General features: G+C 42.6%; 21 protein-coding genes and 1 pseudogene. 17 read left to right on the forward strand and 5 right to left on the reverse strand.

What is annotated here, in order from left to right; all coding sequences use genetic code 11:
• Positions 1–286 precede the first annotated feature (286 nt).
• From BBH88_RS03090 to BBH88_RS03105, 4 genes are all read left to right on the forward strand, one after another.
• A complete protein-coding gene (locus BBH88_RS03090) occupies positions 287–1,132 on the forward strand; it encodes a DegV family protein (RefSeq protein WP_006828663.1) in 846 nt (281 codons plus the stop codon).
• 348 nt (positions 1,133–1,480) lie between these two features.
• Complete coding sequence (locus BBH88_RS03095; RefSeq protein ID WP_006828662.1) at positions 1,481–2,428, forward strand: sensor domain-containing diguanylate cyclase; 948 nt, start codon at positions 1,481–1,483, stop codon at positions 2,426–2,428.
• Positions 2,429–3,033: 605 nt separating this feature from the next.
• Complete coding sequence (locus BBH88_RS03100) at positions 3,034–4,035, forward strand: tRNA dihydrouridine synthase (protein ID WP_006828661.1); 1,002 nt, start codon at positions 3,034–3,036, stop codon at positions 4,033–4,035.
• Positions 4,036–4,442: 407 nt separating this feature from the next.
• Complete coding sequence (locus tag BBH88_RS03105; RefSeq protein WP_083387735.1) at positions 4,443–5,189, forward strand: aquaporin; 747 nt, start codon at positions 4,443–4,445, stop codon at positions 5,187–5,189.
• Between the two features lie 44 nt (positions 5,190–5,233).
• Here BBH88_RS03105 and BBH88_RS19980 read toward each other — a convergent pair whose 3' ends face one another.
• Positions 5,234–5,521 (reverse strand): TetR-like C-terminal domain-containing protein, encoded by a 288-nt coding sequence (locus tag BBH88_RS19980; RefSeq protein ID WP_169823196.1) that lies wholly within the window; start codon positions 5,519–5,521, stop codon positions 5,234–5,236.
• A 602-nt stretch (positions 5,522–6,123) separates the two neighbouring features.
• Here BBH88_RS19980 and BBH88_RS03110 point away from each other — a divergent pair.
• On the forward strand, positions 6,124–6,861 hold the full coding sequence (locus tag BBH88_RS03110) for a hypothetical protein (protein ID WP_006828659.1): 738 nt from the start codon (positions 6,124–6,126) through the stop codon (positions 6,859–6,861).
• 240 nt (positions 6,862–7,101) lie between these two features.
• On the opposite strand, the pseudogene BBH88_RS19540 reads toward BBH88_RS03110, so the two are convergent.
• The 3 genes and pseudogenes from BBH88_RS19540 to cudC all read right to left on the reverse strand — a co-directional run.
• Positions 7,102–7,346: pseudogene (locus tag BBH88_RS19540) on the reverse strand (family 1 glycosylhydrolase); the annotation flags it as partial.
• 183 nt (positions 7,347–7,529) lie between these two features.
• Positions 7,530–8,429 carry a glycine betaine ABC transporter substrate-binding protein gene (locus BBH88_RS03115; protein WP_065537317.1) on the reverse strand — a complete coding sequence of 300 codons (900 nt, stop codon included), beginning with the start codon at positions 8,427–8,429 and terminating at the stop codon, positions 7,530–7,532.
• A 187-nt stretch (positions 8,430–8,616) separates the two neighbouring features.
• Positions 8,617–9,168, reverse strand: a complete 552-nt coding sequence (gene cudC, locus BBH88_RS03120; RefSeq protein WP_065537316.1) for a choline uptake/conversion transcriptional regulator CudC — start codon at positions 9,166–9,168, stop codon at positions 8,617–8,619.
• A gap of 286 nt (positions 9,169–9,454) precedes the next feature.
• On the opposite strand from cudC, the gene betB reads away from it, so the two are divergent.
• The 3 genes from betB (at position 9,455) to BBH88_RS03135 (ending at position 13,673) form a co-directional block, all read left to right on the forward strand.
• Positions 9,455–10,927, forward strand: coding sequence for a betaine-aldehyde dehydrogenase (betB, locus tag BBH88_RS03125; RefSeq protein ID WP_065537315.1), 1,473 nt, complete (start codon positions 9,455–9,457; stop codon positions 10,925–10,927).
• A gap of 222 nt (positions 10,928–11,149) precedes the next feature.
• Positions 11,150–12,832: a choline dehydrogenase gene (gene betA / locus BBH88_RS03130; RefSeq protein WP_006828655.1), complete on the forward strand. Its 1,683-nt coding sequence runs from the start codon at positions 11,150–11,152 to the stop codon at positions 12,830–12,832.
• Between the two features lie 376 nt (positions 12,833–13,208).
• The gene (locus tag BBH88_RS03135; protein ID WP_006828654.1) at positions 13,209–13,673 is read left to right on the forward strand and encodes a MarR family winged helix-turn-helix transcriptional regulator; all 465 of its coding nucleotides are present in this window, start codon (positions 13,209–13,211) and stop codon (positions 13,671–13,673) included.
• A 73-nt stretch (positions 13,674–13,746) separates the two neighbouring features.
• On the opposite strand, the gene BBH88_RS03140 is transcribed toward BBH88_RS03135, so the two are convergent.
• Positions 13,747–14,259 (reverse strand): CarD family transcriptional regulator, encoded by a 513-nt coding sequence (locus BBH88_RS03140; RefSeq protein ID WP_006828653.1) that lies wholly within the window; start codon positions 14,257–14,259, stop codon positions 13,747–13,749.
• Positions 14,260–14,453: 194 nt separating this feature from the next.
• Here BBH88_RS03140 and BBH88_RS03145 point away from each other — a divergent pair, with 194 nt between their 5' ends.
• From BBH88_RS03145 to xylF, 9 genes are all read left to right on the forward strand, one after another.
• Positions 14,454–14,666: a hypothetical protein gene (locus BBH88_RS03145; RefSeq protein ID WP_006828652.1), complete on the forward strand. Its 213-nt coding sequence runs from the start codon at positions 14,454–14,456 to the stop codon at positions 14,664–14,666.
• 119 nt (positions 14,667–14,785) lie between these two features.
• Positions 14,786–15,304 carry a YehS family protein gene (locus BBH88_RS03150; protein ID WP_006828651.1) on the forward strand — a complete coding sequence of 173 codons (519 nt, stop codon included), beginning with the start codon at positions 14,786–14,788 and terminating at the stop codon, positions 15,302–15,304.
• Between the two features lie 185 nt (positions 15,305–15,489).
• Positions 15,490–16,608 carry a sugar ABC transporter substrate-binding protein gene (locus tag BBH88_RS03155; protein ID WP_065537314.1) on the forward strand — a complete coding sequence of 373 codons (1,119 nt, stop codon included), beginning with the start codon at positions 15,490–15,492 and terminating at the stop codon, positions 16,606–16,608.
• A gap of 86 nt (positions 16,609–16,694) precedes the next feature.
• Positions 16,695–18,215, forward strand: a complete 1,521-nt coding sequence (locus tag BBH88_RS03160; protein WP_065537313.1) for a sugar ABC transporter ATP-binding protein — start codon at positions 16,695–16,697, stop codon at positions 18,213–18,215.
• A gap of 12 nt (positions 18,216–18,227) precedes the next feature.
• Positions 18,228–19,403, forward strand: coding sequence for a sugar ABC transporter permease (locus tag BBH88_RS03165; RefSeq protein WP_065537312.1), 1,176 nt, complete (start codon positions 18,228–18,230; stop codon positions 19,401–19,403).
• A 136-nt stretch (positions 19,404–19,539) separates the two neighbouring features.
• Entirely contained in the window at positions 19,540–20,520 is a 981-nt protein-coding gene (locus tag BBH88_RS03170; protein ID WP_065537311.1) for a substrate-binding domain-containing protein, read from the forward strand.
• Positions 20,517–21,983, forward strand: coding sequence for a sensor histidine kinase (locus tag BBH88_RS03175; protein WP_065537310.1), 1,467 nt, complete (start codon positions 20,517–20,519; stop codon positions 21,981–21,983). Before BBH88_RS03170 ends, BBH88_RS03175 begins: the two co-directional genes overlap by 4 nt.
• Complete coding sequence (locus BBH88_RS03180; RefSeq protein ID WP_065537309.1) at positions 21,958–23,511, forward strand: response regulator; 1,554 nt, start codon at positions 21,958–21,960, stop codon at positions 23,509–23,511. The genes BBH88_RS03175 and BBH88_RS03180 overlap by 26 nt, the downstream gene beginning before the upstream one ends.
• On the forward strand, positions 23,504–24,565 hold the full coding sequence (gene xylF / locus BBH88_RS03185) for a D-xylose ABC transporter substrate-binding protein (protein WP_065537308.1): 1,062 nt from the start codon (positions 23,504–23,506) through the stop codon (positions 24,563–24,565). Before BBH88_RS03180 ends, xylF begins: the two co-directional genes overlap by 8 nt.
• The last annotated feature ends 33 nt before the right edge of the window (positions 24,566–24,598 follow it).

A 24,598-nucleotide genomic window follows, 5' to 3' on the forward strand; every position in this document is an offset into this window, starting at 1 on the left:
AAGAAATCGTGGAGCTTCTCTTGAAGTTTAACCAAGTTCCTTGAGAAGTCTTGAATTATAATACCCTCATTTGAGGTATTCATGAGTTTCATGGCTTCGTTCGACTTGAGTTGACTATTTACGTAGATAAAAGGAAAGAGGCTATATATGTTCAAATCATGACAGCTAAAATAAAACTTCTTCTTTATGTGACAACTGTCACTAGTACGCTGTTAATCCGTAATGTAAGTTAGCGGTAGTAGATAGGATTCCGATATGAAATTTGTATTTAGAGGAGAATTTTTTAATGAAGAAAATCGCTTGGATTACGGATACAGCTGCGCAACTAGATGATGCTTTCATCCGGAAATATGATATACATATCCTGCCCCTTAGTGTTGTTTTTTCTGATGGGTCATTTCGGGAATCGATTGATCTGACACAAGAAGAATTTTACGATAGATTACGCTTAGCAAAAGTTTCACCTAAAACCTCGCAGCCTGCAATTGGCGAGATGGTTTCTTTATACGAAGAGCTTCAGTTAGAAGGATACGATTTTGCGATGGCGTTGCACTTATCAAGTGGACTATCAGGAACATTTGAAAGCGCACAGGCGGCAGCGAAGATGACAGACTTCAACGTGCATGTAATCGATTCAAAAATCGGTTCTTTTCCGATGGTTAAAATGATTGAAAGCGGCAATGAGCTGTTTGCAAATGGTAAAGACGTGGAAGAAGTTGTTGCTGCTATGACTGAACTAACAGCTAAATCGAAATTGTTTTTTATTCCTTCGAGCTTAAACCAATTGCACAAAAGTGGCCGCGTTTCTGGAACACAAACATTTATAAGTAATTTGCTAAACATTAAAGTGGTCATCAGTTTTGAGGACGGTAAACCTGTTATGAAAGAAAAAGTTCGTTCAAACAAGCGAGCGAAAGATAATGTGACTTCCGCGCTTCGTGGAGATATGACTACTGGTACTGTGCCAGAAGTGGCTGTGATTCACTGCAATAATGCCGATGACGCAGAAATATGGAAGCATGAGCTATTACAAGAGTTTCCATCCTTGAGGGTACAAGTCGTTGCACTTAGTGTTTGCGTGGGTGTCCATGCGGGTGAGGGAACTACTGGGTTGAGTTGGGTTGCTTACTAATTTCATTGTGGTTTTTAAACAGGTGACAAGTTGTATGACCTTAATGGTTTTTTTGAAAGTCAAAAACCTTAATGAATATATGAATGGAGGTCGAATCCGTAATGGTTTCGGCCTTTTTTATTTGTCTCAAATGGGTAGTTCAGTATCCAACCCTTCGAATGGACTTTATTTGTCAGGACACAGGCGGTCAAGTTGTTGAACACTCTTTAGTTGTATATGTTAAGCTTTAAGAAATCTAGTAAAATATTGCCTTTCTAAAAAAAGATGGAAACAATCTAAATGCGTTGTATTTTACCTGTCATATGATTGGTCTATAAAAGTAAAATATGATAACAATTGAGGTGCTTTATGGTGACAATCTATCAAGAATTGCAAATGTATAAGAATTTTGATGAGCTGGCCAGCGATGTACTTGATCTGGCAAAAGAAATCTTGCCTGACCAATTGTTTTTTTTGAGTTCTGTCAGTGATACGCAGCAAGTTATTCTAAAGCTTTCAAATGAGGATACGAGTATTCTGGTGGCTGAAGGAATGGTTGTAAACCTTAACGACACTCTTTGCAATCGCATTGATTTTGAAAAAAAACAGCCTTTGATCTATGAAGATACGATGAAAGAAAGCAGTTTAGCCGATTTTAAAAATGCGCTCGAAGAAGCCAATGTCAGATCTTATTTAGGGATTCCTATTTCTTTTATGAACGGAGAGAAATTTGGGACATTATGCGCGATAAACGATGAAGTAAGCCATTTTGACAACAAGAGCATCCATTTACTGCAAAGAATCGTCAGGATGTTTTCTTATTATTTGGATCTGGAGCGCTTTGCTTATAGAGATTCGTTGACTGACCTATACAATAGGCGCTACCTTTCTACTTTTTTTGAAGACCATCACAAAACCGGAGGAGTGATATTCTTTCTTGATTTGGATGGCTTTAAAAAGGTAAACGATGTACATGGCCACGATGAGGGAGACCTAGTGTTAAAAGAAGTCGCTTGGAGGCTACGGAAATTTGTGAATGAGCACCGCAACGCCTTTGCAGTCAGATTAGGGGGAGATGAATTCATCATCCATTTCTCCGACATATCCAGCAAAGAGGAAATGACTAAGCAAGCGGAACGGTTACTCGACAGCTTAAGTGCATGGGATGCCGATTATCAACTTTCCGCCAGTATTGGAATTGTGACGTATCCAATCGATGACACTATCAATTTAAATATGCTTCTTAAACATGCAGACCATGCCTTATATCGTGCAAAAACAGCAGGGAAAAATACGTATAAGTTTTTTGACTCGTGAAACACAACAGGTTTTCGATGGCAGAACGGATTATGTAATCTGCTAGTCCCACTAGTTGAAGCGTCAACTCGTTTATCGGGATTGGCGCTTTTTGTATAGAAAAAAAGTGGGGGAAGCTGGCTATCGATCTGGTGCCAGTCCAAAATGTTGCCGAAATATGACAGGAAAAAATCAAGGTTCTGCCTAAGAAAACTGGTTTAATGCTCGCCACTTTCCTTGAATGCGTGACTCGTGTAAACTGTATAAGGCTAAGAAAAAATGAGGTGACATCATAAACAAAATTGATGTTTATTGATTTTCTTTCCTTTAAGAACTCTTCAACAACTAATAAATGAAAATTAACCTTTTGTGTTATTTAAGTAGGAGGATATGGAACAAACCAGTGGAGACTTCTTTGGGAATAGCGTAGCGATATAGGAGAAATCTACTTGGGCGTTCAGCTCAAGTTAGTTCAGCGCCAGTTGCATGACCACATTCTGCAAGTCCGAAAGCGGAGTTTGTTTGTGGAGTACCCACAGCACAGCAGGTTCTGTTCAATATATATTAAGAATTTTTGGATGAAGGCTTGGCCTCTCGTCCCGTAATGAAAGGATTGAAAGTTGAATATGAAAGAGAATTTTTGGCGTGATTTGCCGAAACCGTTTTTTGTGTTAGCGCCGATGGAAGATGTGACGAATGTTGTATTTCGACATGTAGTGGCCCAAGCAGCAAGGCCTGATGTATTTTTTACCGAATTTACGAACACCGAAAGTTATTGTCACCCGGAAGCGGTTTTTAGTGTGCGGGGAAGACTGACGTTTACAGAAGATGAGCAGCCGATGGTGGCACACATATGGGGCAATAAACCCGAGCATTTCCGGGAAATGAGTATCGGGATGGCGAAACAAGGCTTTAAAGGGATTGACATCAACATGGGCTGCCCGGTGCCAAATGTTGCTGCAAAAGGAAAAGGCAGCGGATTGATCCGGTACCCTGACAACGCAGCTGATATTATACAAGCAGCAAAAGCGGGCGGTTTGCCGGTCAGTGTCAAAACAAGAATTGGCTATACCGATGTGGACGAGTGGAAAGGTTGGTTGACCCATCTATTCGAGCAGGAGATTGCCAACCTGTCGATTCATCTGCGTACTAAAAAAGAAATGAGCGCTGTTCCTGCACACTGGGAGCTAATTCCGGAGATTAAGAAGCTCCGAGATGAAGTGGCGCCTCATACACTTCTGACCATCAATGGAGATATTCCTGATCGCCAAGTAGGCCAGGAGCTTGCTGATAAGTACGGAATCGACGGAGTCATGATCGGGCGGGGGATTTTTCATAATCCGTTTGCCTTTGAAACAGAACCGACAGAACATAGCCCGAAGGAATTGTTTGATCTTCTGCGGTTGCACTTGGATCTTCACGACAAATACTCTACAGACATCGAGCCGATTTCATTCAAACCGCTTCGTCGTTTCTTTAAGATTTATGTCCGCGGAGTCCGTGGGGTTGGGGAATTGAGAAACCAATTGATGTATACAGAAACGACGGATGAAGTGCGTGCATTGCTTACCGATTTTGAGGCTTCGATAGAGGCAGAGAAGTTAGTGGAAACTCTAGAGAGCAGCTAAACTTCGAATAATCCTGCAAAAAAATAGTTTTCGCAAAAGGCTTCCCGCCAATTCAGTGAATTGGTGGGAAGCCTTTTTTACAGCTAAAGGAATATCTTGCGTTTTTTAGGTATAAAACTACAATGAAAGCAAAAATATATTACCAACAGAATTCGGAAAATAAAAAAAGCTGAAGATAGGAGATGGGCAAGAATCCATAGATAACAAATGGAAAGGAGCGTAGCTTGCCAAAAAGAGTTGATAATGTTGGATTCCAGTTACACTTTCAAAAACGTATATTGCATAAAATGATGCAGCAGTCCGGATGAAAAGGATCAGGTCACTTTCTGAATGCCAGGCACTTCAGCTTTAACGTAACAAGAAGAAGCGAGTCTTTTGGAAATTCATTCGGGTTAGAGGAGTGGTTTATGATGAGAAAATATTTGGCAGAATTTATCGGTATCTTTATTTTGGTATTCTTGGGTACGGGTGCAGCAGTCGTTTTGGGAGGTTACACAGGAGGAACGGACACAGGGTTTTTTGGAGTCCTTGCCATTGCATTTGCCTTTGGACTTTCAATAGTAGCAGGAGCTTATGCCATCGGCCACATTTCTGGATGCCACGTAAATCCGGCGGTTTCGCTGGCTGTGCTAATGTCTGGCAATCTGACTGTTAAAGAATTTGGGGGATATGTAATTGCGCAGGTTTTAGGGGCATTCGCAGGAAGCTCTGTTCTCGCCTTTGTCAACGCAAGTTCTACAAGTTTAGAAGGGTTTGGTGCAAACGGTTATGGAGAGTTGAGTGCAGTCGGATTAAATCTGACCGGAGCCCTTGTCGTTGAAGTGATTCTTACCTTTATATTTGTGTTGGCCATTTTGGGTGTGACCTCGAGCAAGGCAACCTCACACATGGGAGGAATTGTGAACGGTCTAACTTTGACGCTGGTCCATATTATTGGTATTCCACTGACCGGTACTTCTGTAAACCCGGCGCGAAGTTTGGCTCCAGCTATTTTTGCTGGCGGGGATGCACTTGCTCAAGTCTGGGTATTCATTGTTGCACCTCTTATAGGTGCAGCTCTTGCAGCTCTTGTTTTTAAAGCTTTCTTTGTTGTAAAAGAAGAGACCGGGATCGAGATAGCTGGAGAGTCCGATATAGATGCTGCCGGCAAGTAAAAAAAGACTGCTTCCTATTATAACAGGAGGCGGCCTTTTGCTGTTTATCCAGATGTGAAATTTGAGGCATTAGCCGTCTTCAATGCTCTTCCTCTGTCACAAATTCTTGATGAGGAAGATGATCTAAATATATATCTTGGCAATTCATCACAGGAGATTTCAGCTACCTCATTATCCAACCACTGAACGATTAGACCTAAAAAGGCAATGGCGGAAAAGGAAGATACATAGTCTTGAGTGACTGTCGTGTTGTTATAGAAGTGTTCGTTTTTGATCACTTTTTCCGAAAAAAAATCATTAAAAAAATGCTTGAGCCGATTAGGGCAAGCCAACTTGGTTGTTGCTACTCAAAAATCTTTAAAGAATTCTGCGTTCAGAAAGAAGAGTTCAATTTAAAAACTATATAAGTTTTACTAAAGAAATAGCTTTTTCACCTCGATAAGAGTAGATAAACGAAGAAATCGCTCCAGACGGACGTTTTTTCCGCGTATGAAGCGCTGAGCTCCACCACCTGCCAATCTTTATCTTTCTGCACAGCATCTTTGAATGACGAATCAGTAGGATATGAAGTAAATCAGCGGAGACTCCCAAGAGAGCAGCGGAAGCGACACGGGAAGAAATCTACTCGGGTGCACAGCCCGAGTTAGTTCGTCACAAGCTCTTGGCAGCTGTTTTATGGAATGTCCATAGCGAAATCGGTCCTACTATAAATAATTAGTTCAACATATAGCAAAGAAAATCCTACTTCTCTAAAAAATAAGAAGTTTTATTTTTCATCAAAATTTCACGAGAAGTAGAATTTTATAAACTACACGTCAATATTTTGCATACTAAAATTCATAAATAAAGTATATTTATACAACTTTAACTATGAAATTAGGATTATATGTAATATGATTAATTTGAACTATATAATTGAGAGGGAGATTTGAATATGGAAAAGGTGTTAAGATTCATTAAAGCTAAATGGAGATACATATTAGTAGCATTAATTGCTCTAATTATTGGTGGTAGCGTTGGTCCTTCTCAATCTGAAGTAGATGCATCTACAGACAACAATGAAAAACTGATTGAACAAATCAACGAACTGGAATCAACTAACGAAGAATCTTCTTTAAACATTAAAGAACTAGAAGCTAAAGTGAAAGAAGCAGAACCATTCTTCTTATTGAAAGAAGAAGAACGCAAAGAAAAAGCAGCAGAATTGAAGGAAAAAGAAGAGGAAGCTAAAGCTAAGAAAGAAGCGGAAGAAGCAGCGGCAAAAGCCAAAGCAGAAGCTGAAGCCAAAGCTAAAGCAGATGCAGAAGCTGAAGTTGCAGCCAAAGAAAAAGCAGAGGCGGAAGAAGAAGAAAGAGTTGGATATGATACGGGTATTACGTATGATCAATTGGCTAGAACGCCTGATGATTTCCTTTTTGAAAAAGTTAAATTCCATGGCACTGTTATTCAAGTAATGGAAGGTGACGGAACAACTCAAATCAGATTAGCTGTGAATGATGACTATGATAACATCCTTTTTGCAGAATTCGATTCCACAGTTGTAGATTCCCGAATCTTAGAAGATGATACGGTTACGATAAGAGGACTATCGACGGGACTAATTACTTACGAATCGACTATGGGCGGTTCAATTTCCATCCCGGGAATTTCTATTGAACAAATTGAACAATAGTAAACTTATGACTAAAAGTAAGATATGGCATACTTGAGCTTATAAATATCCCCGAATGATAACCACTTTTATAACAAGTGATTTCAATCGGGTTTTTTCTGTTTTGGCATTGGGAATTTAAAAAGATAAGGTAATCGACGGTATGCCGTTTCTGACAGGCATCGGCGTTGACAGCATGTATGAAAAGGTGTTGGCTGAAATCAAACGCGAGTAAAGAGTATTGTGAGACAATGCAAATTCCAATCCTTCGCCACACGTCTCAATCACATGCTGATACCAATGAAATGACAGCTTTTTCTTGCAGTTTAGCCCATCCTTGTGGTTGACATAGAAAAAGCCGTATTTTTTTATAGTCGTTCAGCCAGCTCAGCAGGTCGATGGCCGACTAGGCATAATAGCCTTTTAGGTTGATGAACTGATGTATTGCTTTTTATGATGACTTTCAAATGTTCTTCGATGTATTCAATGCACGGCACATCAAAGATAAAAAACTCTTCTTACATTAAAAAATTGTGAAGTGGAGTTCTTACTAATAAAACCATGAATTTATAAAAAAATTTAGAAGGGATTGCCACAATGCGTTGCTTGCGAATACACTTCTGACAATAACAAAAGAAGCTGATCTCTCACACGAGAGACCAGCTTCTTTACTTCTTATATTTATGCCTTTATTTTACCCATTCACCAATCAATTTTTTATTCTCTTCAACCCATTGTGCAGCTCCATCCAGAGGGTCTTCAGCACTTTCTACATAGTCAATAAGCTCGCCGATTTGTTCGTCATTCATCTTCCAATTTTTAAACCACTCGCTTACTTCAGGGTAGTCTTCTTCAAATCCTTGTCTTGTAGCATGGTGAATTTTTTCTGTGCCACCGAATGTATTTTGCGGATCTTCCAGAAATTTTAAGTCATATTTTGAGAATACCCAGTGTGGGCTCCAAAGCGGTGCCACGATGGGTTCTCCAGCTTTTACTGCTTCGCTGATTTCAGCTAGCATTGCAGATTCAGAACTTTGTAGCAGTTTAAATTCAAGATCATAGTTCTTGATTAATTGTTCTGTAACTTCCATCGTGCCTGCTCCAGGATCAAACCCAACAATTTTGCTGTCGAAAATTTCTTTATGATCATTTAAGTCTTCTACACTATTAACTTCTTCTACGTAACTTGGAACAACAAGTCCAACTTTTGCCTTGTCATACCAAGTAGCATCTGAGAAATTAACCGTATCTTGATACTCCGCCAAATAATTAGCATCCTGTACCGGTAACCATATTTCCAAACTGGCGTCTATATCGCCACTTTCCAATGCCTGCATCGTCACGCCCATGTTCAAAACATTCAACTTTACGTCATAACCTTTTTCTTCTAAAATTACTTTCCACATGTTTGTTACAGCAATATTTTCAGCCCAGTTAATTTGACCAATAGTTATTTCTTTATCACTTTCGGCTGCTTGGGTGCCTTGTTGTTCACTATTCGATTCTCCATCAGCGTTTCCGCATGCTGTGAGTACAGTAACGATAAGCATCGCTAAAATAAAACGAAATTCTTTTTTCCACTTGTTCATGTTGTAAAACTCCCCTTTGTAATAATACCTATTAATTAAAATGCATTAAAAAAATTAAATACATTAAAATTTTATTTAACTAAAAATCCGTGAAAAGCTCTTTCTTTTTACGAAAGAGTAGAACATTCACATAAAGAGGCAATCTGTAACTGCTTTTCTATAGACTGCCTGAAAACTTTAAGTCCACTTAATCTTGTGGTTCTTTTGGTAAGAATTCAAAGATCTTACCGCTTCTAATGCTTGCAACTAAGTGATCCAACCAGTGATAGTAGGTTTTAGATTCTTCTAATTGATCATAGTATTGTTTTGCTTCTGCAACAATTTCGGGTGTGCTGGTGGAGTCTTTTATAATATCGATAAACTCTTCTTGTGATTCCTCAATTGCTTCCATGTTCATTTTTACTTCCCGTTCCCACATCTGACAATAAAACACCATAAAAGAACGGAAGAAATCTTTCTCGGCTACATAAGTATGCTTCCTCGAACCGCGTGTAAATGTTTTTTTGACCATCTTTATTTCCTGAAGCTTTCGGACACCAGTACTCATACTCGGTTTGCTCATTTCGAGCTCTGTACGCATTTCATCAAGTGTCATTTGATCTTTGAAATACATAGTTGCATATAAATTTGCAGCAGCAGGCGTTACCCCATATAAATCCATAGTCTCTGCAATCGCGCCAATGACTTTATCTTTGGCTTCTTCTATTTTTATTCTGGATCTTTCACTAGAGTCACTCATAATGTCGCTCCTTTATCAATAAAGTAAATAGTATTAAAAAATACTTAAATCTTCTTAACAGACTTCATGTTAACCTGTTCAGTTTAAATGTCAAATGGAAAATCGGGTTTTCACCACTTGCAAATGTCTATAAACCAATAACCACAACTGTTTTAAGTGGTTTCACTTCTAAATTTATACATTGTGTTGCAACTAATTTTGACAGCCTTAAAAAGACGTGTTATGTTTTTTGTGTTAAATAAATTCTGAACTAACTTAATTAAATATAAAACTGGAGTTGATAGATTTGAATTTAAAATTACAACAATATATCAATGGTAAATGGGTGGGCGCAAAATCGGGGAGCAAACGAGACATTATTAATCCTTTTAATCAGGAAATTATTGCTGTTGTTCCAGAAGGTGATGAAACAGATGCAAAAGCAGCAATCTCTGCAGCAAGAGAGGCATTTGATAACGGAACATGGGCTTCAACACCAGCAACTGAGCGAGGGACTATTGTCAGGAAAATTGCTGAATTGATTGAAAGAGATAAGCTGGAACTTGCTGATTTAGAATCATTGGATACGGGCAAAACAACAGTAGAAAGCCGTGGAGACATGGATGATATCACTGGTGTGTTTCGCTATTATGCAGAACTTGCAGATAAAAATGGGGGAGAGTTGGTGGATTCTCCAGTGCCAAACTCCACTAGTAAAGTAGTTCACGAACCTGTGGGTGTTTGTGGGCAAATTACACCTTGGAATTATCCTTTACTGCAAGCATCCTGGAAACTGGCTCCAGCGCTAGTGACTGGAAATACGTTAGTCATGAAGCCAAGTGAAATTACACCACTTACTACTATAAAAGTGTTTGAACTGATGGAAGAGGCGGGAGTACCTGCTGGCGTTGTGAATCTAGTTCTTGGTGCAGGAGCTACAGTTGGTGCAGAGCTGTCCAGCAACACGGACGTAGATCTTATTTCTTTTACAGGCGGCCTTGCCACCGGGAAGAAAATTATGCAGGCAGCAAGCGTGAACGTGAAGAATCTCGCACTTGAGCTTGGTGGGAAAAACCCGAACATCATCTTTGCAGATGCTGATTTTGAAGTAGCAGTCGACCAAGCGCTGAACGGAGTATTTTTCCATGCAGGACAAATTTGCTCCGCTGGCACAAGACTAATTGTAGAAGAAAGCATTCACGATGAATTCGTTACCGCGCTTGTAGAACGAGTGAAGAAATTCAAGCTGGGAAGCGGATTTGACGAAAAGACTCAAATGGGTCCACTGATTTCTGCTGAACACCTAGCAAAAGTAGAAAAGTACGTAGAAGCAGGGATTGAAGAAGGTGCTACATTAGCGGTTGGCGGAAGACGTCCTGAAGATCCTGAATTACAAAAAGGCTTTTTCTATTTGCCTACTATTTTTACGGACTGCACAACAAACATGAAAATCGTTCAAGAAGAAGCTTTCGGTCCAATTCTCACAGTTGAGAAATTCCGTGCAGAAGAAGAAGCGGTAAAGCTTGCCAACGACTCAATATACGGACTTGCCGGTGGAGTTTGGACGAACGACATTGTAAAAGCTGAACGTTGTGCAACAAAAATGCGCATGGGTACTGTGTGGATCAATGAATTTAACCTTTACTTCCCGCACGCCCCGTGGGGCGGATTTAAGCAGTCAGGTTTTGGACGTGAACTTGGCAGACAAGGCCTAGAAGAATATACAGAAACAAAGCATATATTCCAAAATCTTAAACCAGCTTCTATTAATTGGTTCTAAGCCGTTAACCGGTGATCCATTCTTTAGAGAATCAGCAAGAGCAAAAGAATTCAAAATTTCTCGTAAAGTCGATTTTGATCTACCGATTTGGTTTAGATAAATGGGCTATCAAAACACAAATTACTAACTAAATTTGAAAAATGAAGAAGGGTTTTTGAGCAATGCTTTTCCTGTTGTCTAACTCCTTTCCTGTCAATTTCAACATTCAAGGAGGAACAGAAGATGAGTGAAACATATGATTTTATTATTGTTGGTGGAGGTAGTGCGGGTTCAGTGCTCGGCGATCGTCTAAGTGAAGATGGCACAAGAAATGTTCTGGTTTTAGAAGCGGGACGGAGTGATTATTCATGGGATTTATTGATTCAAATGCCGGCAGCTTTGCCATTTCCTGCAGGCAACAGTCTTTACGATTGGAAATATGAATCGGATCCTGAGCCATACATGAATGGACGACGTATCAAGCATGCCCGAGGAAAGGTGCTCGGCGGTTCGAGTTCAATCAACGGGATGATTTACCAACGCGGAAATCCGCTGGACTATGAGCGCTGGGGAGCAGACACAGGAATGGAGACATGGGGTTTTGCCCACTGTCTTCCATATTTTAAACGCTTGGAAACGGCTTTGGCCTCACCGGATGATGATCTTCGTGGCCACGATGGACCGATCAAACTTGAACGCGGGCCAGCTACTAATCCTTTGTTTCAATCCTTTTTTAACGCAGGTGTAGAGGCAGGTTACTCACGAACCCCAGATGTGAATGGTTTTCGTCAGGAGGGATTTGGACCATTCGATAAGCATGTGTACAAAGGCAGACGTTTGTCAGCTTCGCGTGCTTACCTGCATCCGGCAATGGAGCGTCAAAATCTGACGGTGAAAACGCGTGCTTTCGTTTCTAGCATCGACTTCGATGGGACTCGAGCTAAAGGACTGACTTATCGACAAAATGGCAAAACTCATTATGTCGAAGCCGGTGAAATTATACTATCTGGTGGTGCAATCAACACGCCTCAGCTGCTTCAACTGTCAGGTGTTGGAGAGGCTAAACACCTTCGCTCACTCGGCATTGAACCTGTAGTGGACCTTCCAGGCGTAGGAGAAAACCTGCAGGACCATCTCGAAGTCTATATCCAACACTCTTGTCCATTGCCTGTTTCTCAACAGCCTAGTTTAAACAAAGCGCGGATGCCTTTAATCGGTTTACAGTGGATTTTCACACGCACTGGTCCGGCAGCGACCAATCATTTCGAAGGCGGAGGTTTTGTCCGTTCGAACGAAGACGTTGAATACCCGAATTTGATGTTTCACTTCCTGCCGGTAGCAGTGCGTTATGATGGGCAAAAGGCGGAAACTAAACATGGTTTCCAAGTACATGTTGGACCTATGTACTCCGATTCGAGGGGATCATTGAAGATCCGTTCAAAAGATCCTAAAGTGTACCCGAGCATGGTCTATAATTATCTTTCTACTGAACAGGATCGACGTGAGTGGATTGAAGCGGTAAGAGTTTCTCGGAAAATTATGTCTCAATCTGCGATGTCTTCTTATAATTCAGGGGAAATCTCACCTGGAACTGCCGTTAGTACAGACGAGGAGATTTTAGAATGGGTGGCGAATGATGCTGAGACTGCCCTTCATCCATCCTGCACAGCGAAAATGGGACCTGCTTCGGACCCAATGGCTGTCGTAGATCCGTTAACGATGAAAGTTCATGGGTTAGACAATGTGCGTGTGGTCGATGCATCAGCCATGCCATACGTTACGAACGGCAATATCCATGCACCTGTATTGATGTTGGCGGAAAAAGCAGCAGACCTTATCCTGGGACGTGAAGCGTTGAAGCCAATTCATGCCGATTTCTATCGTCATGGCGTCCATCCGGCTAATGCGGGCACAGTAACTGAATAACACTTTCCAGTAAGAAGGCCTCTATCAAGATGTATTTGCTCATGTAGCATCCATTTATAATAGAGTGCCTTCTCTTTTTTTATGAATGGATTTAGAATAACAATAATAATACAGGTGATGCATTTATTGGAAAATGAGAAGTAGGCTAGCCTAAAAAAGGAGAAGCCAATAAAATAGTAAGAAATGATTCTATAAACGGCATCCCGCCATTTCGTATATTACCGAGAAAGTGGATGTTAATTCAAAATATTTTAAAGTATAGCAGTCGATTGGTGGAAGACAAATGAATGGGAGAGTGGAGGGATAGCAGCAATTTCTTCAAACTTGCATAAGTATTTCTACAAATTGACTTCATCTGATGGAATCGGTATATTAAATGGCGAAGAAGATGATTGGAGTGAACCGTTTGGCCCCGTATGTGGAGTTGCAGAGTTTAGATTTGATTGATTTATTGAGCGAACGCCAGATTTCAACACTGAAAATCTTGGAACATGCATGGAATGAAACGAGTGAAATTCACATTTCAAACTCTGAATGGCATATTATGGCGCGTATTTATAAAAAGCAGCCCACCATTGCGTACGTCACTAAGAATGTGGATATTTCCCGCCAAGCGATCCATAAATTCATTAAAAATCTGGCTGCCAAAGGATTGGTAGAAGTTCAGAATGTGGAGAACAATAAAAAAGAGAAATGCATCCGGTTAACGGCTTTAGGAGAACAATGCTATGAGAAACACGAAGGACTAAAGGGTCAGCTAGAAAATAAAATTATAGAAAAAATTGGTGCTGACCAAATGAAGATTCTCAAGGATCTTCTTAAGGCCGATTGGGGAACATAGCTTAGATTTTGAAAAAGTGCCCCGCTTCATCAAGATCTTGATGAAGCGGGGCACTTTTTTATCAGTACAAAAGTTAACCAATAGTTAGCGGTTGTTCTTCCGTGATCAAGTCGTTGATCATTTTATTGATCTCTTCAAAGCTTGTGTCCAATGCGTGGGCGAGTTCTTTAAAGAGAATAATCTGTGTGTTATTGAGAAGTTTGTAGTCGTGCGCATAGAAAGCTTCTTTCTGGAGTTGCGTATCAAATTTTTTGCGCATCAATGTGTTGACGACTTCTGCAATCTGCATACGGTCTCCCGTATTGATGTTTTTAGACGGCAACGGTTTAGAATTTGATTGGCTGTCCGACTCTGCTCCAGGCTGTTTAAAGATTTCGATGATTTCAAGAGCTTGTTCTTTCTGAAGAAGTTTCAGCATAACGACCTTGTCATTATCGACAGGTGTACTGATGGTCACCAAGGTATTCTCCAAAGGATGTAATTTGTAATATTTCTTTGTGACACCTGAAACTGTTTCGTCACGAATATCGTTAATTCTACATAGGCCATGGGCGGAATAAATGATGTGATCTCCAATAGTGAACATTTTTTTCCTCCTAAAATATAACTCAACTAACTTTCATCGTATCATAAATCCAACCAATTGTAAACTTAGTTGACAATTGGATAAAAAGACTTAAAATAGACATAAAAATGTCAAAAAGAACGGATTAAGATATTCGAGAGCGGGAACTAAAAGAAAATGAACGTTCCATCAATCAAAGTGGAGGTTAAAGAGAAATGAAAAATGTAGAAGAAACAAAGCGGTTAATTATTGCCGGAAAACTTGAGCATTATAACGAACGTTTGGCAGATATGGAGCGCGATTTACAGTTCTTTTATGAAGAGTCAAAAGACGATGAAGAATCTCTGGAAATTATCGTGGACCTACAAGATAAGGTAAAGCAATTAAAAGAAGCGAAGAATAGAGAAAACCAGGAGACAGGCATATAAAGCTGTCTTTTTTACTGTCTGTTTGTAAGCCCGATGGACAAGGGAATATGTGCTATCATTAGAATTGGATTTATTGTGCATAGACATCATTACTGGAAATTAACAGGAGGCAAATTAGAATGGATAATAATGATTTACTGATCAGGCTGCGCTACGCGCTAGACATAAAAAACAAAGATATGGTCGAGATTTTCAAACTGGGTGGTGTGGAACTGAGCAAGGAAGAAGTGCTGAAAGTGCTGACGAAAACGCCAGAAAGCGATGACGAGGGCAATGACAGCATCTGGACTGAACAGGACAACGAGGACTACATCAAGGCAGACGACCACTTGTTCGAGTCGTTTTTAAACGGTTTCATCATTTTCAAGAGAGGCAAGCAGGAGCCCAAACCCGGTCAACCTGAAATTCCGGCATTGACCAATGAGCGCTCCAACAACTTGCTGCTGAAAAAAGTGAAAATCGCTTTGCAGCTGAACAGTGAAGATGTGCTGGAGATTTGGGATTTGGCAGGTGTGACAGTGACAAGAGGCGAAATGGGTGCCTTGCTGCGAAAAGTAGGCCACAAAAATTACAAAGAATGCGGCGATCGCTATGCGCGGAACTTCCTCAAGGGTTTGGCGATCAAATACAGAAAATAAAAGAGCATTTCCACCTGTCGGTTCGATCGGCAAGTGGAGATGCTTTTTTTGTGCCGGGAAATTTAGGGGGAAGTTTAAAAATTACAGATGATGTTGAAAGAGTGCTAGTGATAGCGCTTTCAATATTATTACCTGAATTTATACTAAAGTTGTACTTAGTTTATTCAAAGGGAGAGGGATGAATAATGAGAAAGAATTTAAAAGGCGTTCTGTTTCTAATGATGCTTGTGGTATTTGCGCTAGTGGCTGCCGGATGCAATAGCGATGACGGTGGAGGCTCTTCATCAGCTGTGGATATTGGAATTGTATTGCCGACCAAGGATGAGCCGAGATGGGTTCAGGATGAGCAACGTTTCAAAGATGCATTGGCAGATTCCGAGTATTCGACAGAAATCTTATTCAGCCAGGGATCTTCAGCAAAAGAAAAAGAGAATGTTGAAGCCTTGTTAAACAAAGGCATCAAAGTATTGATCATTACACCTCATGATGGACCAGCAGCTGCAGCGGCAGTAGAAGCAGCGAAAGCAGAAGATGTGACTATCATTGCTTACGACCGTTTGATCACGGACACGGATGCAGTCGACTATTACGTGACATTTGACAGCTTAGCGGTGGGAGCGGCGCAGGCGCAGTATCTGGTTGACAATGCAGAAGGCAAGGACATTCCACTTTACTTATATGCAGGAGCATCTTCAGATAATAACGCCTTCCTGTTCTTCGAAGGCGCATGGGAAGTGCTTCAGCCAAAAATCGCTGATGGCACATTCAAAGTAGCCAACTCGAGTGAAGCAGAAGCGTTAAAAGATACGGGAGACCTATCACGTGAGCAATTGAGCAAAATCATCGGTCAGGTTACGACCAACTGGGATCCAAATGAATCCAAAAACAAAGCACAGACGCATTTGACTTCTGTAGGGGATGACATGAAAGGCGATGTAGCAGTACTTGCGCCAAATGATGGAACAGCCCGTTCAATCGCAGATGTATTTGCTTCTGACAGTGCGGTATCTAGCTATTTGATTACCGGGCAGGATGCAGAAAAAGCGTCGATTCAATATATCATCGATGAAAAGCAATCGATGACGGTCTTTAAAGATGTCCGTTCATTGGTTACAGATGCAATGGGCATGGCAGTTGAAGTATTGGATGGTAATACACCTGAAACAACAGGAACTTACGACAACGGATCGGTAGAAGTAAAAGCGAAACAGACGCCCGTCATTGTTGTGGACCAGGACAACGTGAAAGCTGAACTGATTGATTCCGAGTATTATGAAGCAAGTGAGTTTACGGGGCTAGAGTAGAAAATACAGCGAAGCGGAAAAATAGTGATAGAACTTCTATCGCTGTTCTTCCGTTTCACTTGTATTTAGAGCAGGGAGGCGATTGCATGATCGATTATATTTTAGAAATGAACAACATCACCAAAGAGTTTCCAGGCGTCAAAGCGCTCTCCGATGTCAGTTTCAAAGTTGAAAAGGGAGAAATTCACTGCCTGATTGGTGAAAATGGAGCCGGTAAATCTACCTTGATGAAGGTGCTGAGTGGTGTTTATCCTTACGGAACTTATAAAGGAGATATCGTTTTTGAAGGGGACGTTCAGCAGTTCAACGAAATCAATGACAGTGTCAGAGCAGGAATCGGCATCATTTATCAGGAGCTTGCACTGTTTCCGGATTTGACCGTATACGAAAACATCTTTGCCGGCAATGAAATCACAAAAGGGCCTTTTGTCGACTGGAATGAAACTGTTGTTCAAGCGACACAAATGCTGAAAAAAGTAAAGCTCAATGTCACACCGGAAACCTTGATTAAGGATCTTGGCGTCGGAAAACAGCAGCTGGTTGAAATTGCCAAAGCCCTCAGCAAAGAGGTGAAACTGCTGATCCTCGATGAACCGACCGCCGCCTTGAACGAAAACGACAGCGAGAATTTATTGGAGTTATTGAAGGAACTGAGAAGCCAGGGCATCACCTGCATCATGATTTCACATAAATTGAAGGAAGTCATTTCGATTGCCGACAAAGCGACCGTGCTGAGGGATGGCAAAACCATCTGCACACTCGATGCGCAAAAAGGTGAGATCACTGAAAGCATCATCATCAAAAACATGGTCGGACGTGAAATTGAAGACATCTATCCGAAACGGTTGGACAAGAAAATCGGCGAAACCGTATTGAAGCTGACAGACTGGTCTGCCTATGACCCCCAACTGGGGCGCAAAGTTGCAAAGAATATCAACTTGGAAGTGAAAAAAGGAGAAATCATCGGCATCGCAGGCCTGATGGGGTCGGGCCGAACAGAGCTGGCGCTCAGTATATTCGGTAACCCTAAAAACTACAAGCTCGAAGGGGAACTGGAAGTGCACGGAGAAAAGAAAAACTTCAAGCACACCAGCGACGCCATCAAAGCGGGCATTGCTTATGTGACAGAAGACCGTAAAGGCGACGGGCTGTTTTTGATACAGGATATCAAAATCAATATCTCTGCCGCTCATATGAAGGGCATTTCCAGAAAAGGCATCCTGAACCTGAATGAAGAAGTGAAAGTTGGGACAGATTATAAAAAATCCTTGAATATTAAGGCCAGTTCTCTTGAACAGGTTGTTGGAAAATTGAGCGGCGGCAACCAGCAGAAAGTCTCGCTCGGCAAATGGCTGTTCACAGGACCAAAAATCCTCATTCTCGATGAACCCACGCGCGGGATTGACGTGGGGGCTAAATTTGAAATCTATACCATCATGAACGAATTGATCAAAGAAGGGCTCAGCATCATCATGATTTCCTCAGAACTTGGTGAAATCATGGGAATGAGCGATCGCATCTACGTAATGGCTGAAGGTGCAGTGAAAGGTGAACTGGCAATTGAAGAAACCACTCAAGAGACCATTATGGAGCTCGCGACGCAATAGGAGGCAGTAACAATGAATCTTTTTACGGAAGCTAAATCCATCGTAAAAACAAATATCCGCGATTACGGCATGTACATCGCGTTGATCGTCATCATGTTGACATTCACTATCATGACAGATGGCCTTTTTATCTCATCCCGGAACATCAGCAATCTATTGGACTCTGCAGGTTATATCGCTGTCCTTGCTGTCGGAATGACCTTGGTCATCGTCATCCGCCATATTGATTTATCCGTGGGCTTTGTTGCCGGCTTTTTAGGTGCTGTCGCGGCAATCTTCATGACACAGCTGGGTTTTTCCGTTTGGATCACCATTCCCATCGTTCTGCTATTTGGGATTGTGATTGGCCTTTTCAATGGGTTTTTGATTGCGCAGCTTGGCATCCCTGCTTTTGTGGCAACACTTGCAGGCATGCTCATTTTCCGCGGAGCTTTGCTGAATGTCACGGAAGATACCGGAACCATCATCATTAATAACGATCAATTCAATGCAATCGGCAACGGATTCATTCCCTCGCTAATGCTTGTCAATGGCCTTCACCTGCTGTCGTTGCTGCTTGGCGTTGCCGCCATCATTTTGTATATCTACAGCGAAGTTTCCACTCGGAAAAATAAAATGACTTACGGTTTTGACGTCATGTCGAGTGGCATTTTCCTCATTAAATTATTGCTCGTTTCTTTGGTCATTGCGTACATTACCTGGATTCTAGCAGGCTATAACGGGTTTTCGTGGACAATGGTCATTATGCTGATAGTGGTGGTCATCTATCATTTTCTGACGACAAAGACCGTTTTAGGACGTAATATTTACGCAGTTGGTAGTAATCCGGAAGCAGCACACTTGAGCGGGATCAATGTCAAGAAAATCACTTACATTGTATTCGGCTCGATGGGCATGCTGGCTGCCTTATCGGGCTTGCTGTTCACTTCGCGTCTGCAGTCGGCAACGACTACGGCAGGGACATTGTTCGAGCTGGATGCCATTGCTGCCGCTTATGTAGGCGGTGTTTCAGCGGCAGGAGGAGTTGGGCGCGTCACAGGAGCCATTATCGGTGCTGTCGTGATGGCCTCATTATCCAGCGGCATGAACTTGCTCGGGACGGGCATTTCCTATCAATATATGATTCGTGGTGGCGTTCTGGCGGTAGCTGTTATATTTGATGTAATGACGCGTCGGCAGCGTGCCTAGACAGTTTGAAAGATGAAGAAAATAAAGCGGCATCTCCTTTTGGGAGATGCCTTTTGCTCATAAGAAACTGTATTGTGAATTTTCAGCCAAGTGGTAAGATGGGAAGAGTTCACTACCGGAAAAGGAGCCGATTCCCGTGAGAAAAAAAGTCATGATCGTCTTGTGTTCCGTGTGTGCAGTTCTTGGGTTTTTCACCTTATGGTCGGCGGAAGGAGCTTTTCAATCCGATTGGCAATTACCCGCTGCCATACCTGCGGATGAAGAAAGCTACCGGCTTGTGCTAATAACGCAGGAGCTTGAAACTCCTTTTTGGGATAAAGTCGGAGCAGGTGCAGCGGCGCAAGCCGGACAGGAAGGGGTGATTTTGGACGTCTGGGGAAGTTACGGCAGCAACCGTGAAGATTTTTTGAAGCAGATTGAAATCGCTCTTCATTCCAAAGTGGACGGCGTAATCGTGCAGGGGCTGGATACGGAGGAATTCAAGAAATTGACGAAAGAGAAAGCCGCGTTTTATGGCATTCCTATTATCATCGTTGCTAATGATGTACCGGTGGCAGAAAGTCTACGTAAAACCTTTGTGGGGTCGGATCATTACGCGGCCGGCAAAATGCTGGCTGCGCAATTAGTTAAAGAGATGGGCAGCAGTGGACAGGTGGTGCTACTCGGGGATATGGAGCAGCAATATAGCCAACGGCAGCGGATGCAGGGAGTTAACGAAGTTCTTGCACAGCATGAAGGCATTTCAACGGTTTATGCGGAAAGCGGCAAGTCGGATGAAGAAATTATTGTTGCCACACAAAACGTACTCAACCAATATCCGAATGTCCAGGCCTTTATCGCACTCAATGCCAATCATGTCGGACCGCTGATGAAAGAAATCAGCAGACGAGCTCAATTGGCGCCGTATCACCTTTATTCATTTGATGATGGATCTGAAACGGCGTCATTGCTGGACCAAGGCAAGCTAGATGCGATGATTCAGCAGTCTCCCGAACAGATGGGGGAGCAAAGCGTTGAATTGATGATGCAATGGTTAAGAAATGAAGTCGTTCCTCTGGAATCCAGTGGGTACATCACAGATATTCGTGTTGTGAAAGGGGCGGAAGCAGGACCATGAATACGATTCAGAAAAAAATCTGGATGCTGGCAATCGTGGTGTTGGTGATGATGATCGCCATATGGCTGACGCTGACTTTCTACAATCAAAAGGTGCAGACCCAATATAATGACATACTGCAGCGCTATTTGCAGATGAATGAAATTACCAGTGAAAGCCAGCAAATGGTGACGGATCTGAATAATTATTTATTGATGCCATCGGATGAAACACAATCGCGCCTCGAGGATAGCAGAGAACGGCTTCTTGGCGTTCAATCGACTGTCTATGAATTGAGGAATGTGGAAAATGAATTCGCTTTGACGAATTACAGCCATCTGATCAGCAGTTTTGTGGAAACGGTGGATCGCTCCGTCAGTTTTCAGGAGCAGGAAGCTACCGAAGCTTCCTTGGCGGAATTTACAGAAGCTACACGGATTTCCATGTATATTTCAGAAATGACGTTAACCATTATTGATACAGAACTGAAAACCTATGAAGGATTCTACCGCGGAATCATTGATCAATCGGCGGAATTGAAGAAACTGGGTGTCTGGCTGTTGCTGCTGATCACGGCGGTGCTGTTGCTGTTTACGTATCTGTTCTCACTCAGTATCACCAAGCCAATCCATCAACTGACAAAAGCGGCAAATGAATTGGCTAAAGGCCGTTTTGATCAGGAAATTCGTGTGGATTCCAATGATGAAATTTCTTTTTTGGCTAAAACCTTCAATCACATGCGGGGGAATATCAATGCCATGATTTTGGAAATTCAGCAGAAAGCACAATTGGAACGGGAGCTGCAGGACAGCAAATTACTGCTCCAGCAAAGCCAGCTGCGCAATCTGCAAAGCCAGATCAATCCCCATTTTCTATTCAATACTTTGAATACCTTATCCAAGAAAGCCTACCTGGATGGCGCTGAAGAAACCAGTGACCTGCTGGTCAGTGTCGCCAGCTTGCTGCGCTATAACTTGAAGCGAATGGACCGTGCTGTGACGCTTGCGGAAGAGGAGTTTGTCCTCCGCCAATACATGGAAATCCAGAAAGCGCGGTTCAGCGACCGCCTTCAGTTTTTTACAGAGTTGGATTCTACCTGCTTAAACTTGCAGATTCCGGGCCTCACGCTGCAGCCGCTTATTGAAAATGCAGTGATTCATGCGATTGAGCCAGAAGAAGACGGTGGCCATATCTGGTTCCGCATCAAAGACCAACAAGGAGAAGTGAGGATTGAAATTGAGGACAATGGCAAAGGCATGAGCCAAGAAAAACGGCAGATGCTGCTCGGGGGATCTATCTTACCGGCAGAAGGCCATTCGACCGGCATTGGTTTTGCCAATGTTGTAAAAAGGCTACAGCTGTTTTACGGAAAGGACGATTTGGTGGACATTGAAAGTGAGATAGGACAAGGGACTAAAATTATCTTGAAACTACCGAAAGTCAGGGGGGCGGCTAACCATGATCAAACTATTGATAGTAGATGATGAGCCGATTGAACGGGACGGCATGCAAGCCATTTTGCAGCATGCCTACAACGATTTCGACATTAGGCAGGCGAAAAACGGGAAAATTGCGATTAATCTTGCGGCATCCTGGAAACCGGACTGGATATTTATGGATATTATGATGCCAGGCATGACCGGGCTGGAAGCGATAGAGAAAATCCAGCAAGAAAACCGGGACATTCAATTCATCATGGTAACTGCTTTCGATACTTTCGATTATGCCCGGCAGGCGATAAAGTTGGGAGTCAAAGACTATTTGCTGAAACCGAGTAAAGCCGGTGAAATTGTAGCGACAGTCGGCAAACTGCTTGAGCAGCAAGCTCAAAAAGAGCAGGTTTCAGCTACTCAACACCAGCAGAAGGAAGACTTTCAGAAAGCCCTGGCTATTGTAGAGACAGATGTCGTGACCCAATTGCTTTTCGATCATGTTCATGATGTCCATATTGAATTGCTGGTTGATATGCTGGAAATCCCTGCGACTGCTGAAAAATTTGTCATGACAGTTCTGGTGCCGGAAGGCTTGGGGAGATTGTATCCACAAGTAAAAGAAAAAATCCGCCAGACTGAGAATGCGTGGATTGGGGCATTGTATGGCTGCCAATTGCCCATCATCGTCTTTCGGGACAAGGAAAAATCGTTTCGTTCCCAGGCAATTTCATTGGTGAAAGCCATCCTATCCATTTCGGGAAGCCGTCAGGAAGGCTGGTTTGTCGGCGTGGGGCCGGTCTGTGAATCGCTGGAGGACATCCGCAATTCCTACCAGAAATCCCTGATTGCCACAATGGATTTGTCGCTGCCATCGAGATACCGCTTTTCCTCTGATGTTCCGTCCCTTGAAAAAGTGGGCGATGCGGCTTTCATCAAGCAACAGGAGAAAAAGCTATTTGATTTTATTCGTTTAGGGGAATGGGAGTCGATTGACCGATTGGTGACAGACCTGATCCGCCGTTTCGAGCAGGAAGGGGTCAATATCCTCTGGACTCAGCAGCGAACACTTGAATTTCTATGGATCACTGCTCGGGTCATGGGAGAAATGGGCATTGACGCCACCATTCCCTATTACACAATTCAAGCCAAAGACCATCGACAGCTGCTTGTGGAAACGCTTCAAGTGGTTGGACGGCTGAAACAGGTCTACCTGAAGCATTACAATCGCCTTGAAGTGGATAAAATTCACCAGATTAAGCAATATATAATAGATCATTCCCATGAAGACATCTCATTGGATGCGCTAGCGCGGAAAGTGGAATTGAGTCCCATTTATCTGAGCAAGATGTTCAAGGAAAAACTCGGTATCAACTACATCGATTTTCTGACCTCCTGCCGAATCGACAAAGCGAAAAAGCTATTGGGAGATCCGCAGAAAAGCTTAAAGGAAATTTCCTTCGAAATCGGTTATCACGAGCCGAATTATTTCAGCAAGGTCTTCAAGAAGATGAATGATGTATCTCCAAAAGAATACCGCCGGACACTTTTAACGGAAAGGAAAGATCAACGCGATGAATAAGGAAATTCGACTGATACTGGTTTTATTCATCAGCCTGTTATTCGGAGCCTGCGCACCTGAAGAGTCGATTGGCAAAGCCGTACCCGAAAAAATACGGGTGACGGACAGTAACGAGACCGTCAAAATCGGATTTTCCATGGATACACTGAAGGAGGAGCGCTGGCTGAAAGACCAAGCCTTGTTCAAGAAAGCGGTGGAGGAGCTGGGTGCGGAAGTGGAAATTGTTGCAGCCAACGGCGATGACGCATTGCAGCTCACTCAGGCTGAAACGCTGATCCAACAAGGCATCGATCTCCTTGTAATCGTGCCACACAATGCGGAGGCGACAGCGGCCATTGTCCAAAAAGCGCATCGTGCTGGCATTAAGGTCATTGCCTATGACCGTCTGGTGAAAAATGCAGACATCGATCTATACGTATCATTTGATAACGAGCAGGTAGGAGAAATGCAGGCGGAGTCGATTTTGGAGCTGGTGCCAACAGGGAATTACGTCTATATCGGAGGGGCAACGACCGATAATAATGTTCACCTGATCAAAAAAGGTGTATTTAATGTACTCCAGCCAGCCATCAACCGGGGAGACATCAAAATTGTCTACGATCAATGGACAGAGGATTGGTCGCCGGAAAAGGCCTTCCTTAATATGACAGAAGCACTTGCAGCGAACAACAATCAAATCGATGCGGTCATTGCCGCCAATGACGCGACTGCTGGAGGTGTTATTCAGGCATTGGAAGCGCAAGGTTTGGCGGGTCAGATTCCAGTAGCGGGTCAGGATGCAGAGCTTGCTGCGGCACAGCGAATCGTTGGCGGAACCCAGACAATGACAGTCTACAAACCGATTCAGACCTTGACTCAACAAGCTGCTGCTTTGGCTGTCAGAATGGCAAAAGGAGAAGACGTCACCACCGTTAAATATGTCAACAACGGCAAAATCGATGTTCCATCCATCCTATTGACGCCGATACCGGTAACGGCCGAGAATATGCGGGACACGGTTATCGCAGATGGCTTCCATACAGGAACGGATGTTTATGGTGCGGTAGATAGATAACGGAAAGTCCGGGAATTCAGGCTTGAACTTCGT

It is taken from the genome of Planococcus antarcticus DSM 14505, from assembly GCF_001687565.2.
Lineage (GTDB): Bacteria > Bacillota > Bacilli > Bacillales_A > Planococcaceae > Planococcus > Planococcus antarcticus.

What these genes read in the sequence shown, in the direction of transcription:
- BBH88_RS03115 (WP_065537317.1), bottom strand. Translation starts at nt 8,429, where the DNA reads ATGAACAAGTGGAAAAAAGAATTTCGTTTTATTTTAGCGATGCTTATC.
- BBH88_RS03135 (WP_006828654.1), top strand. Translation starts at nt 13,209, where the DNA reads ATGGCGAAGAAGATGATTGGAGTGAACCGTTTGGCCCCGTATGTGGAG.
- BBH88_RS03090 (WP_006828663.1), top strand. Translation starts at nt 287, where the DNA reads ATGAAGAAAATCGCTTGGATTACGGATACAGCTGCGCAACTAGATGAT.
- BBH88_RS03160 (WP_065537313.1), top strand. Translation starts at nt 16,695, where the DNA reads ATGATCGATTATATTTTAGAAATGAACAACATCACCAAAGAGTTTCCA.
- BBH88_RS03140 (WP_006828653.1), bottom strand. Translation starts at nt 14,259, where the DNA reads ATGTTCACTATTGGAGATCACATCATTTATTCCGCCCATGGCCTATGT.
- BBH88_RS03150 (WP_006828651.1), top strand. Translation starts at nt 14,786, where the DNA reads ATGGATAATAATGATTTACTGATCAGGCTGCGCTACGCGCTAGACATA.
- cudC (WP_065537316.1), bottom strand. Translation starts at nt 9,168, where the DNA reads ATGAGTGACTCTAGTGAAAGATCCAGAATAAAAATAGAAGAAGCCAAA.
- BBH88_RS03110 (WP_006828659.1), top strand. Translation starts at nt 6,124, where the DNA reads ATGGAAAAGGTGTTAAGATTCATTAAAGCTAAATGGAGATACATATTA.
- xylF (WP_065537308.1), top strand. Translation starts at nt 23,504, where the DNA reads ATGAATAAGGAAATTCGACTGATACTGGTTTTATTCATCAGCCTGTTA.
- BBH88_RS03165 (WP_065537312.1), top strand. Translation starts at nt 18,228, where the DNA reads ATGAATCTTTTTACGGAAGCTAAATCCATCGTAAAAACAAATATCCGC.
- BBH88_RS03175 (WP_065537310.1), top strand. Translation starts at nt 20,517, where the DNA reads ATGAATACGATTCAGAAAAAAATCTGGATGCTGGCAATCGTGGTGTTG.
- BBH88_RS03100 (WP_006828661.1), top strand. Translation starts at nt 3,034, where the DNA reads ATGAAAGAGAATTTTTGGCGTGATTTGCCGAAACCGTTTTTTGTGTTA.
- BBH88_RS03145 (WP_006828652.1), top strand. Translation starts at nt 14,454, where the DNA reads ATGAAAAATGTAGAAGAAACAAAGCGGTTAATTATTGCCGGAAAACTT.
- BBH88_RS03095 (WP_006828662.1), top strand. Translation starts at nt 1,481, where the DNA reads ATGGTGACAATCTATCAAGAATTGCAAATGTATAAGAATTTTGATGAG.
- BBH88_RS03180 (WP_065537309.1), top strand. Translation starts at nt 21,958, where the DNA reads ATGATCAAACTATTGATAGTAGATGATGAGCCGATTGAACGGGACGGC.
- BBH88_RS03105 (WP_083387735.1), top strand. Translation starts at nt 4,443, where the DNA reads ATGATGAGAAAATATTTGGCAGAATTTATCGGTATCTTTATTTTGGTA.
- BBH88_RS03155 (WP_065537314.1), top strand. Translation starts at nt 15,490, where the DNA reads ATGAGAAAGAATTTAAAAGGCGTTCTGTTTCTAATGATGCTTGTGGTA.
- betA (WP_006828655.1), top strand. Translation starts at nt 11,150, where the DNA reads ATGAGTGAAACATATGATTTTATTATTGTTGGTGGAGGTAGTGCGGGT.